Genomic DNA, 12,925 nt, shown 5'->3' on the forward strand with positions numbered 1-12,925 from the left:
TTTAATATGGTTCTTCAGTATAATCAAATTCAGGACATGAAATATTGTTAGCAGCAACTGGATCCTTTTTTGGATTAGTTCCCTTTGTTTTGTATTCAGATTCATAGGCATTAGTTAATTCTTTATCTGTTGGATCATAAGCAGTTCTAATTTCTGGTGTATAAACATTATTTTTTTTACTTTTCATAAAAATCAACTCCTTTATATATAGTTTGTACATATAAGTTAAAATTATTCTGTAGAGTTATAAGTAAATTTTATAGTGATTTGATTAAGCAAATAATTTAAGTAATTAGATATATAATTAAGCAATTGGATAAATAATAATTTAATTAATTAGATAAGAGAAATTAAATTTAAACATGAAAAATATAGAATCAAGATTTAAATTAAAATTTATTAATTAAGAATAATAAAGAAATTCGGTTTAAATTAGTTATTGTGATAGGGAATTTTAATTAATTTGAGTGGTTGAAGAATAAGGGGATAATTATAGTAGTTTTCTATTATTTGTTATGTGGACATACGAATAATATGTTGATATAATTTAAAAGTATTCAGAAAGATAAATAATATTTAAATTAAATATTTAAATATAACGGTTCGCTAAAGATACGGAGGAGAGAGTAACTATGCCAATTAGAATAGCTATATTAGGTGGCCCAAGATGTGGAAAAACAACATTAATACAACAATTATATGTAGATTTAAAAATAAGAGATTTAAATGTTGGAGCAGTAACAGAATATAGTACAGATTATTTAAGAGATAAAGGTATGATAGAAAATATATCAGAACAATATGGTATATATTTAGGGCAAGCTCAAATAGAAGATTCATTAAATTGTTTTGATTATGCATTAACAGATTATGCAACATTTTTACCATACATATATGGTAGATTTATGCTTGGAAATAAAAAGAGAACTAAAAAGGAAATTGAAATATTAAAAGATTTATATGTATTAGCATTAAGGGATTTACAAAAATATGACCATATATTCTTTGTTCCAAGAGAATTTGGATATGAAAAAGATGGAGTAAGATGGCAAGATGAAGATATAGCAATTGCTATAGATAAAGCTATATTATCATTCTTAGAAGCTGAAAATGTTAACTTTACAACTATTTCAGGTTCAACAAAAGAAAGATCAGAAAAAATCCTTAAGCAAGTTGGATTAGATAAAAAAGAGATTAAGTTAGCAATAAAGGAAACAAAAGCAAATTAAGTTATAATAAAAGAATATTTAAGTTTGCTTTGTATAAACTAATATTAGAATACAAATTAAAAAATAACAATTTAGTATAAAAGCTAAATTGTTATTTTTTATTTATATAAAAGTAATAAAAAAATTCTTTAAAAGGCAATTAATTCGTGATATAACTAGAATTGTAAAAATACTTTTAGAAAATACGAGAGTTAAGGTGAGGAAAAGATATGATTTATGAGATTTGCGTAGGAAGTTATAAAGATGGAATAGAAGGCTTTAAAAAAGGAGCAGATAGAATAGAATTTTGTGATAACTTAATGGAAGATGGAACAACTCCTAGTTATGGAAATATAAAAAAGATAATTGAAGATGTTGATATTCCAGTAATGGTAATAATAAGACCAAGAGGTGGAAAATTTATATATTCAAAAGAAGAAATTGAAATAATGAAAATGGATATAGAAATGGTAAAAGAAGCAGGAGCTCATGGAATAGTAATAGGAGCTTTAAATGAAACTGGAATAGATTATGATTGTGTAAAAGAACTGTTATCAGTAAAAGGAGATATGGAAACTACTTTCCATATGGCATTTGATGAATTAGATACATTAGAAGAAATGAAAGAGGCTATTGATAAGTTAAGTGAACTTGGAGTAGATAGAATATTAACTAAGGGTGGAAAAAAAGATGCTCTTTATAACTGGAATACTTTAAGGAAGCTTGTTGATTATGCAGGTGATAGAATAATAATAATGCCTGGTAAAGGGATAAATAAGAGCAATAGAGATTATATAATAGAAAAAACTGGTGCTAAAGAAATACATGGTACTAGAATAGTATAGAATATAAATTTTGTAATAAAATAAGTTTAAAAACCTCTTGAAGTTAGAATTAATAAAATAATTTAACTTAAGAGGTTTTTTATTTGGTTAAATGATAAAAATATTATATGGAAAATATTTTAACTAAATTTGATTTTAGAATATTAAAATGTTTTCTTTAGAATAAAAGTATGTATTTATTTTGATTAAATAGATTTTTAGAATATGAAAATTATATTTATAACAGATATAAATTAACTTAAGAAAATTTATAAACAATAATAAAATTTGAAAATAAAAATTTTAATAGGATAAGATTTCAAAAATTCAATTAAATAGCTAAATGTTAAGTACTTTTACATAGAGAAATACTATGATATAATGAGGGATAGTGAAAATATAAGAAGAAAATTAAACTTTATTATAAATTTAGAGCTTTAGGAGGAATAGTTTTGTCTGATTTAAGAAACGAAATAGAAAAAAGAAGAACCTTTGCCATCATATCTCACCCTGATGCTGGTAAAACAACATTAACAGAAAAATTCTTATTATATGGAGGAGCTATAAGACTTGCAGGTTCAGTTAAGGCAAGAAAAGCTTCAGCACATGCAGTTTCAGACTGGATGGAAATAGAAAAGCAAAGAGGTATTTCTGTTACTTCATCAGTAATGCAATTTAACTATGGTGGACATTGTATAAATATCCTTGATACACCAGGTCACCAAGACTTCTCAGAGGATACATATAGAACTCTTATAGCAGCTGACTCAGCAGTAATGGTAGTTGACGCAGCTAAAGGGGTGGAAGATCAAACAAGAAAGTTATTCCACGTTTGTTCATTAAGAGAAATGCCAATATTCACATTAATAAACAAAATGGATAGAGAATCACAAGATCCATTCCAATTATTAGAAGATATAGAAAATGAACTTGGAATAAAAACATATCCAATGAACTGGCCAATAGGTTCAGGTAAAGATTTCAAGGGAATATATGAAAGAGATAATAATAGAATAATAGTATTTAATGGTGGTAATCACGGTCAAAATGAAGTTGAAACTATTACAGGAGATCCAAGTGATCCTAAATTTAGAGAATTATTAGGAGAAGCTCTTCATGATAAATTAATGGAAGATATCGAATTACTTGATATAGCAGGTGATGAATTTGATATAGAAAAAGTTAGAGTTGGAGAACTTACACCAGTATTCTTTGGATCAGCTCTTACAAACTTTGGTATAGAACCATTCTTAGAGCATTTCTTAGAAATGACAACTTCACCACTTGGAAGAAATTCAAGCATAGGAGAAATAGATCCATTTGACGAAGAATTTTCAGCTTTCGTATTCAAAATTCAAGCAAATATGAATAAAGCTCATAGAGATAGAATAGCATTTATGAGAATTTGTTCAGGAAAATTTGAAAAAGGAAAAGATTATTTCCACATGCAAGAAAATAAAAAAATAAAACTTGCACAACCACAACAATTTATGGCACAAGATAGAGAAATAGTTGAAGAAGCTTATGCAGGAGATATAATTGGGGTATTTGACCCAGGAGTATTCTCAATAGGAGATACAATTTGTACACCTTCAAAGAAATTTAAATTTGAAGGAATACCAGCATTCGCACCAGAACATTATGCAAGAGTAAGACCAATAGATTCAATGAAGAGAAAACAATTCGTAAAAGGTGTTACACAAATTGCACAAGAAGGAGCTATCCAAGTATTTAAAGAATTACACATAGGTATGGAAGAAATAATAGTTGGAGTTGTTGGGGTACTACAATTTGAAGTATTAGAATACAGATTAAAGAATGAATACAATGTTGATATAAAAATGGAAAGACTTCCATATAGATTTGTAAGATGGATAGAAAATGATAGTAATATAGATGTAGATAAATTAAATTTAACATCAGATACAAAGAAAGTTACAGACTTTAAAGATAGAAACCTATTAATATTCCAAAATACATGGGGAATTACATGGGCATTAGAGCATAATGAAGGAATTGTACTTTCAGATGTAGGTAAAGCAGAATAGAAATTAAAAATATAGAGAAATTCCTAGAAAATTTTAGGAATTTCTTTTTTATTTTTATGATATCAAGAAAAGATCTTAATTTTATATGTGAAATAAGATTTTATAATGCTTTTTTTACTCTTATAAAAGACAAAATAAGAAAAATATGTTAAAATTAATTGAATAAAATGTAAAATAAACTATTTTATGAAAGTTATAAGGGGAGAATTTATGAAAAAGAAAAAGATTTTAAGTCTAATTATGTTAATAGCATTAGCAAGTAATGTAGTTATGTCTAATAGTATTGCATATGCTAATAATTTAGTTAGTACAAGTAGTCAATTAGAAATAAAAAATGAAGATAAAAGTATTATATCTTCTCCAACAGCAAGTGTAGAGCAAATGCAAAAATGGGCAAGATCTAAAGGAGCAACTGAAACTTTTATAAGTTTAGCGCCTAAATATATGAAATTATATTCATCACATGGTGGAATTAATCCTATAGTTGCATATGCTCAATCAGCACTTGAAACAGGATATGGTAATTTCGGAGGAGTTATAGATGAAAGTTATAATAATCCATGTGGAATGAAGACTAAAGAAGCTGGAGGCAATACTGATAGTGATCCTAATGCACATCAAAAATTTGATTCATGGGAAGATGGAATTAGTGCTCATTTAGATCATTTAGCTCTTTATGCTGGAGCAAATGGATATCCAAGAGTAGAAACAAAAGATCCAAGACATTTTTCTTTTATTTTTGGAAGAGCAAAATCTGTATTAGGACTTTCAGGGGCATGGGCAAGTGATAAACAGTATGGAGAAAAAGTGTTAAAAATGACTAAAGAAATTGAAAATATAGAAAAGGGAGAAAATCCAACAACACCAGTAGAACCTAAGCCTCCAACAACACAGCCAGAAAAACCTGTTATACCACCAAATAATTCAGGAAATACTGGAAACCCACCAAGTAATTCAGGAAATACTGCAAAACCACCAAGTAATTCAGGCATTACAGAAAAAACAGGAAAAGTAACAGCAAGTGCTTTAAATGTAAGAAGTGGAGCAGGGACAAGCTATAAAGTTATAGGTTCATTAAAAAATGGTTCAACAGTAACAGTAGTAGAAACAAAAAATGGTTGGCATAAAATAAAATATGGAAGTAGCTATGGATATGTAAGTTCAAGTTATATAAAAATAAATTCTACTATCTCAAATGGCTCAACAAATAATTCAGGAAATACTGCAAAACCACCAAGTAATTCAGGAAGTACACAAAAAACAGGAAAAGTAACAGCAAGTGCTTTAAATGTAAGAAGTGGAGCAGGGACAAGCTATAAAGTTATAGGTTCATTAAAAAATGGTTCAACAGTAACAGTAGTAGAAACAAAAAATGGATGGTACAAAATAAAATATGGAAGTAGTTATGGATATGTAAGTTCAAGTTATATAAAAATAAATTCTACTAGCTCAAATGGCTCAGCAAATAATTCAGGAAATACAGTAAGACCACCAAGTAATTCAGGAAGTACACAAAAAACAGGAAAAGTAACAGCAAGTATTTTAAATGTAAGAAGTGGAGCAGGTACAAGCCATAAAGTTATAGGTTCATTAAGAAATGGATCAACAGTAACAATAGTAGAAACAAAAAATGGATGGCATAAAATAAAATATGGAAGTAGCTATGGATATGTAAGTTCAAGCTATATAAAAATAAACTCTACTAGTTCAAATGGGTCAGCAAATAATTCAGAAAATATACAAAAAACGGGAAAAGTAACAGCTGATGTTTTAAATGTTAGGTCAGGAAGAGGAACTAATTATTCTAAAATTGGTGCTGTAAGAGGCGGATCAACGGTAACAATAGTAGAAACAAAGAATGGTTGGCATAAAATAAAATATGGTAATGGGTATGGGTATGTGTCAGCTCAATATGTAAGGTAAATATGTATATATAGTTGTATTAGAGAAAATTTTTGTAGTTTAAATTCAACTAAAATAATTAAAGACATTAACATAATAATTATGTTAATGTCTTTTTTATAAATTTATTAGAGAAATACATATAAAGAATTATATTAGTAAGGATAAGTAGATAAAATAGGAAATTTTTTATAAATGAATTACTATGAATAAAATAATTTTTAATTTAAATTTAAAAAGTTATGAAATACTTTGGATAAATTAATAAAAATTAACAAAATAATTTAAAAAAAAGTATAATATTTTGTAAAAGTAATAAAAAAGTCAAAAAATAACAATATAAATTCATTAAATATTTTAAAAAAATTAATTTTATGTTACAATAATTAACGAATAGTACATAAAATGTGGGGATTAAGAAAAATTAAGTCTAGATTACAGTATTATGAGATGAGGGAATAAAATGAGAGAGAATTTAAAAGGAAGGGTTTTAATATTAATGCTAATAGATACCTTATGCATTAATATAGCATTTATATTAAGTTATATTTTTAAATATGGTTTAGGAGAAGGAATAAATGAATTTAGAAATGATATGTCATTTATTTCTTTAGGAATAATAATCTATATAATAAGTTTAAGTTTATTTAATATGTATAAAAGCGTATGGAGAATCGCAGGAATTGATGAAGGAATAAAAGGAATAGGTGCAATCACTATTGGAACATCAATAATACTTTTATTTGCAATATTAGGAAAAAATATTCTTGTTGAAAATGTTATTTTATCAGGAATTATAACATTTTTATTAGTGATAGGAATTAGATTTTCGTTTAGAGTAATAAGAAGAATTGCTATTTATGGTCAATTAAAGATTATTGATAGAAATGAAAGAGTGATGATAATAGGAGCAGGTTCTAGTGGAAGCTCAATTATAAATGAAATGCTTAACAATAGAAAATTAAATATGATTCCAATTTGTATAATTGATGATAATAAAAGTAAAGTGGGAAAAGTTCTACATGGAATAAAAGTAGTTGGAACTAGAAATGAAATACAAAATGTAGTTAGAGAAGAAGGAATAACAACAATAATAATTGCTATATCTACAATAAATTCGGAAGAGAAGAGAAAAATTCTTGAAATATGCCAAAAAACAAAAGCTAAACTTAAAATTGTTCCAGGTATAAGTGAAATAATTGAAGGTAAAGTACAAGCAACTCAAATGAGGGAAGTTGATATAAAAGACCTTTTAGGAAGAGAAGAAGTAAAGTTAGATAAAGAAGGTATTAAAGGATATATAAAAAATAAAACAGTTTTAGTAACTGGAGGCGGAGGATCTATAGGATCAGAGCTTTGCAGACAGATAGCAAAACATAGTCCAAAAAGATTAATAATTTTAGATATATATGAAAATAATGCCTATGATATTCAAAATGAACTTAAAAGAAAATATAGTGATTTAGATTTAAGAACAATAATAGCTTCTGTAAGAGATAAAGATAGATTAAATAAAATATTTGCAGAAGAAAATATAAATGTAGTTTTCCATGCAGCAGCTCATAAGCATGTTCCTTTGATGGAAAATAATTCGGAAGAAGCAATAAAAAATAATGTTATGGGAACACTTAATGTTGCAGAATGTGCAAATGAGTACAATGTAGAAAGATTTGTTCTTATTTCAACTGACAAAGCTGTTAATCCTACCAATATAATGGGAGCAACAAAAAGGCTTTGTGAAATGATAATACAAGGAATAGATAAAAAGAGTAAAACAGAGTTTGTTGCAGTAAGATTTGGAAATGTACTTGGAAGCAATGGTTCTGTAATTCCATTATTTAAAAAGCAAATAGCTGAAGGTGGACCAGTTACTCTTACACATAAAGAAATAACAAGATATTTTATGCTAATACCAGAAGCAGCACAACTTGTACTTCAAGCTGGAGCTTATGCAGAAGGTGGAGAAATATTTATACTTGATATGGGTAAATCAGTAAAAATATATGATTTAGCTAAAAAGCTAATAAGGCTTTCAGGATATGAACCAGAAGAAGATATAAAAATAGAAATAACAGGTTTAAGACCAGGAGAAAAGCTTTATGAAGAGCTTCTTATGGATGAAGAAGGATTAAAATCTACTAAAAATAAAAAAATATTTATAGGAGAACCTTCTGATATAGATTTTGAAGATTTAAAAAGAGAAATATTTATTTTAAGAGATGTTGCATTAAATAAAGATAAAGAGGCTTTAAAAATGAAAATGAAAGAGATAGTTACTACTTATATAGAGCCTGGGGAAGAAGGAAAAGAGAGTTTTGAAGATGAAGTTGCAGCAACTTGTGAAGGGGTGAAAATATGAAGAGGGTATTTGATTTAATTAGCAGTTTAATAGGATTTATATTTTTTTTACCACTATTTTTAATAATTTCTTTAATAATAAAATTATCATCTCCAGGACCAATCTTTTTTAAACAAAGAAGGATAGGAAAAGATAATGAAGAGTTTTATATATTAAAATTTAGAACAATGAGAATTGATACACCAAATGTTGCTACACATCTTTTAGAAAATCCAGATAAATATATAACTAAAATAGGAAAAGTTTTAAGAAAGACAAGCCTTGATGAATTACCACAACTTATAAATATTATAAGAGGTGAGATGAGTGTAGTTGGACCAAGACCAGCTCTTTATAATCAATTAGATTTAAAAGAAATGAGAACTAAAAAAGGAATTCATAAGTTGGTTCCAGGGCTTACAGGATGGGCACAAATAAATGGAAGAGATGAAATTCCATTAAATGAAAAAGTTGAATTAGATAAATATTATTTAGATAATAGAAGCTTTGGGTTTGATATAGAAATAATATTTAAAACAATTATTAGTGTAGCAAAAAGTGATGGAGTACAAGAGGGGAAGAAAGATATTAAATTAGATAAAACAAAGGTGAGGCAATAACATGAAGATATTAATAACAGGAGTTTATGGAGTTGTTGGAAGCTTTTTATGCGAAAGTTTAAAGAATGAACATGAAATAATAGGGATAGGACGTAGAGATATTTATGAAAACTGTCATAAATATTATAAATGTGATATTACAGATAAAGAAGAAGTGAAAAAAGTTTTTGAAGAAAATAAAGATATAGATTTTATAATTCATTGTGCTGCACTTGCTCATAATAAAGGGAATGATTTATCAAAGGATAGGTTTATGAAAGTAAATTATGAAGCAACAAAATATATAACAGATTTGAGTAATGAAATTTTAAATTTAAAAAACTTTATATTTATCAGCACAATCTCTGTATATGGAGAAAGAATGGATAAAGATATATATTTAGAAACAGATCAATGTTTTCCCAAAAGCCCTTATGCAGTAGCAAAGAAAAAATCAGAAGAATATATTCAAAAAAATTATAAAGGGAATTTTACCATTTTTAGGCTTGCTCCAGTTTATTCAAAAGATTTTATGCTGAATATTCAAAGGAGAACAGAAGTTAAAGGGATACAATATAGAGTTGGTGATGGAAAGGTTAAATTAAGCATCTGTAATATAAAAAATATATTTTTAGCCATTGTCTATATAATTAATAATTATGAAAAAGAGAAATTTGAAATATATAATATAGCAGATGAAAAAATATATAATTTTAATGATCTTATAAATTTAAATGAGAAAAAAAGAAATAAAATTATAATACCTAAATTATTAATAAGGTTTATTAGTATTATAAATAAAAAAACTATTAAAAATCAGTTTATTTATGAGAATACGATAAAACTTATATCTAATAATATATATTGTTGTGAAAAGATTAATAAAGTAAATAAATTAAATTTTGATATTGAGGGTATAAAAGATGAAAAAGATACTATATGTTACTAATATAAGTAGGACTGTGAATACTTTTTTTATTCCACATATGAATCATCTGGTTGATGTAGGGCATCAAGTTGATTGTGCATGTAAATTAACAGGAGAACACAAATTAAAAAAAGAAAAAATAGATAATAGAATAAAATTTTATGATATACCATTCACTAGAAATCCATTAGATTATAAAAACATAATAGCTTTTTTTAAATTGTATAAAATACAGAAAAAAGAAAAATATGATATTATACATGTTCATACACCTATTGCATCTTTTTATACAAGACTTTTAAAAATATTTTTTAATGATGTAAGAATGATTTATACTGTACATGGATTTCATTTTTATAAAGGTAGTTCCAAATTATCATGGTTAATATTTGGAAATATAGAAAAAATTTTTTCTAAATTTACTGATGTAATTATAACTATAAATGATGAGGATTATAGAGTAGCAAAAAAATTTAAATGTAATGATGTTAGGAAAATTAATGGAGTAGGGGTAAATTTTTCAGAATTTAAAACAATGGACAAGGAAACAAAAATAAAATTAAGGGAATCTGTAGGATTAGAAATAGATGATTTTGTTTTAATTATGGTTGGGGAACATAATAAAAATAAAAATCAAATTCAACTTATTAAAGCTATAGAAGATATTGAAAAAATAAATTCTAAAATAAAAGCTATATTAATTGGAGATGGTGAACTTTTAGAAGAAAATAAAAGATATATATTAGATAATAATATAAAAAATGTTAAGGTATTAGGTTTTAGAAAAGATGTTAATGAAATGATAAATATAAGTGATGTATTGATATCTATGTCTTATAGAGAAGGGTTGCCTAAAAATGTTATTGAAGCAATGGCGTGTAGTAAACCACTTATATTAACTGATATAAGAGGAAATAGGGATTTAGTTATGAATAATAAAAATGGATTTATAGTTAATGTTGGAGATATTGAACACACAAAAAAAGCAATAATTAAATTATATAATATTGAAAATATTGATTATTTAGGCAATAAATCTTTAGAATACTCCAAAATTTACGATGTAAATTTAATTGTACAAGAAATAAGTAAATGTTATTAGAAAAGGAGGATATATGCCTAAAATAAGTGTAATAATGGGAGTTTATAATATAGGGGATGGAAGTAAAGCAAAAATAGCAATTCAATCTATATTAGATCAATCTTTTAAAGATTTTGAATTCATAATTTGTGATGATGGATCTAAAGATGATACATATAACATAATTAAAGAAATAACAAAATTAGACAAAAGAATATTGGTTATAAAAAATGAAAAAAATATGGGATTAGCGTATACGTTGAATCATTGCTTGGAAAATGCAAGTGGAGAATTTATAGCTAGAATGGATGATGATGATTATAGCTATAGAGAGCGATTTGAAAAGCAAATAAATTTTTTAGAGAAAAATTCTGATATAGATATAGTATCATCAGCAATAGATATTTTTAATGGAGAAAGAATAACACATAAACAAGCCATTAGATGTAAATATCCGAAAAAGGAAGATTTTTTATGGGGAAGTTGTTTTGTACATCCAGCGACAATGTTTAGAAAAGATAAGTTGATTAAAGTTGGAGGGTACAGAATAGCAAAGGAAACTCGAAGAGCAGAAGATTACGATTTATTTATGAGAATGTATGCTAATGGTAGCAAAGGTTATTCGTTTGAAGAATCATTGTTAAGATATTATGTAAATCCTATAGCTATGAAAAAAAGAAAGTATAAATTTAGAATAGATGAAGTTGTAGTAAGATTCAAAGGTTTTAAAAATATGGGTATTTTAATACAAGGATTACCTTACATAGTAAAACCATTATTAGTGGGATTAATGCCAAATAAATTAATTTTAAAAATTCAAAAAAATAAGTATAGAGGGGATTAAATTTTGAAAATATTAGTTACCGTAGATACGTATTATCCATTAAAAGATGGAGTGCAAAATATTACACAAAATCATATAGAGCAATTACAACTTAAAGGGCATGAAATTACAGTAATAACTGTTCAAAATGAAAATATAAAAGAATTTGAAGTTATAAATAATGTGAAAGTATATAGATTTAAATTGTTTACTAAATTTGGAATTCACTTTGGGAATAAAAAAGAATATCTAAAAAAACTAAAAGAAATAAGTGATAATGTAGATTTAATGATAAATACATGTATACAAAGTGCAACTACAGATCTAGTATTAAGCAGTTTAAGAAGAATTAGATGTAAAAAAATTTTGTATTTGCATGGAAGATATAATTTTAAATATGAAAAATATGATTTTATTTCTATAAATACATTTATTAAGAAAGTGTTTTTTAATTTAAGATGGAGACAGTTTTATGTAAGTAATTCTAAGAATTTCAAATATTATGACAAAATAATAAACATACATGAACTTGATGAGGCAACTAAATATTTTAAAAAAAATATAAATGAAGAAATACAAATAGTAAATAATTTTGTTGAAGATGAGTTTTTTAAATTTAGTGACGAGAAGAAAGAACAATTAATTTGTATTTCAAATTTTTCAGATTTAAAAAATCAAAAATTTATTTTAGAAGCTATATCTAATATAGAATTACATAAAAAATTAAAAGTTATATTTATTGGAAGTTCTGAAAATGAATATCTGAAAAGATTAAGAGAAATAAGTAATAATTTAATGAAAAAGAATAGTAAATTAGATATTATTTTTTTGGTAGGAATGGATAGGACTGAAATAAGAAAGATTTTAAGTGAATCAAAAATTTTTTTACTTGGAAGTAAAATTGAAAAAATTCCAGTAGTTTTACTTGAAGCACTTGCACAAGGTGTTCCGTTTGTATCTACTAATGTAGGAAATATAAAATATTTACCAGGAGGATTTAGTTGTGATACATTAGAAGAGTTTAGATATTATATAAATTTATTGAATAAAAATGAAGATATACGAGTTGAATTAGGTAAAATAGGGAGAAAATATACTATTGAGAATTCAAAATTAATAAATATGAATAATAAATTAGAAAGTATATTAATTGATGCTATGGAGAGGGGATGAA

Annotated in this window: 11 protein-coding genes; 10 read left to right on the forward strand and 1 reads right to left on the reverse strand. The window is 25.8% G+C overall.

Annotated features, from left to right (window positions below; all coding sequences use genetic code 11):
- Position 1 precedes the first annotated feature (1 nt).
- Positions 2 to 187 carry a hypothetical protein gene (locus CLTHE_RS09815; RefSeq protein WP_080023173.1) on the reverse strand — a complete coding sequence of 62 codons (186 nt, stop codon included), beginning with the start codon at positions 185 to 187 and terminating at the stop codon, positions 2 to 4.
- Between the two features lie 445 nt (positions 188 to 632).
- Between CLTHE_RS09815 and CLTHE_RS09820 the strand changes: the two genes are divergently transcribed.
- The 10 genes from CLTHE_RS09820 (at position 633) to CLTHE_RS09865 (ending at position 12,924) form a co-directional block, all read left to right on the forward strand.
- Positions 633 to 1,229, forward strand: coding sequence for an AAA family ATPase (locus CLTHE_RS09820; protein ID WP_002596821.1), 597 nt, complete (start codon positions 633 to 635; stop codon positions 1,227 to 1,229).
- 209 nt (positions 1,230 to 1,438) lie between these two features.
- Positions 1,439 to 2,053 (forward strand): copper homeostasis protein CutC, encoded by a 615-nt coding sequence (locus CLTHE_RS09825; RefSeq protein WP_080023174.1) that lies wholly within the window; start codon positions 1,439 to 1,441, stop codon positions 2,051 to 2,053.
- A 431-nt stretch (positions 2,054 to 2,484) separates the two neighbouring features.
- Entirely contained in the window at positions 2,485 to 4,080 is a 1,596-nt protein-coding gene (locus tag CLTHE_RS09830; RefSeq protein WP_002596823.1) for a peptide chain release factor 3, read from the forward strand.
- A 210-nt stretch (positions 4,081 to 4,290) separates the two neighbouring features.
- Positions 4,291 to 6,003: an SH3 domain-containing protein gene (locus tag CLTHE_RS09835; RefSeq protein WP_080023175.1), complete on the forward strand. Its 1,713-nt coding sequence runs from the start codon at positions 4,291 to 4,293 to the stop codon at positions 6,001 to 6,003.
- 442 nt (positions 6,004 to 6,445) lie between these two features.
- On the forward strand, positions 6,446 to 8,341 hold the full coding sequence (locus CLTHE_RS09840; protein WP_080023176.1) for a polysaccharide biosynthesis protein: 1,896 nt from the start codon (positions 6,446 to 6,448) through the stop codon (positions 8,339 to 8,341).
- Positions 8,338 to 8,940: a sugar transferase gene (locus CLTHE_RS09845; RefSeq protein WP_080023177.1), complete on the forward strand. Its 603-nt coding sequence runs from the start codon at positions 8,338 to 8,340 to the stop codon at positions 8,938 to 8,940. The genes CLTHE_RS09840 and CLTHE_RS09845 overlap by 4 nt, the downstream gene beginning before the upstream one ends.
- Before the next feature lies 1 nt (position 8,941).
- Complete coding sequence (locus tag CLTHE_RS09850) at positions 8,942 to 9,868, forward strand: NAD-dependent epimerase/dehydratase family protein (RefSeq protein WP_080023178.1); 927 nt, start codon at positions 8,942 to 8,944, stop codon at positions 9,866 to 9,868.
- A complete protein-coding gene (locus tag CLTHE_RS09855; protein WP_080023179.1) occupies positions 9,843 to 10,949 on the forward strand; it encodes a glycosyltransferase family 4 protein in 1,107 nt (368 codons plus the stop codon). Before CLTHE_RS09850 ends, CLTHE_RS09855 begins: the two co-directional genes overlap by 26 nt.
- 13 nt (positions 10,950 to 10,962) lie before the next feature.
- Positions 10,963 to 11,772: a glycosyltransferase gene (locus CLTHE_RS09860; protein ID WP_080023180.1), complete on the forward strand. Its 810-nt coding sequence runs from the start codon at positions 10,963 to 10,965 to the stop codon at positions 11,770 to 11,772.
- Between the two features lie 3 nt (positions 11,773 to 11,775).
- Positions 11,776 to 12,924, forward strand: a complete 1,149-nt coding sequence (locus tag CLTHE_RS09865) for a glycosyltransferase family 4 protein (protein ID WP_080023181.1) — start codon at positions 11,776 to 11,778, stop codon at positions 12,922 to 12,924.
- Position 12,925 lies beyond the last annotated feature (1 nt).

The sequence above is a fragment of the Clostridium thermobutyricum DSM 4928 genome, assembly GCF_002050515.1.
GTDB classification, from domain to species: Bacteria; Bacillota; Clostridia; order Clostridiales; family Clostridiaceae; genus Clostridium; species Clostridium thermobutyricum.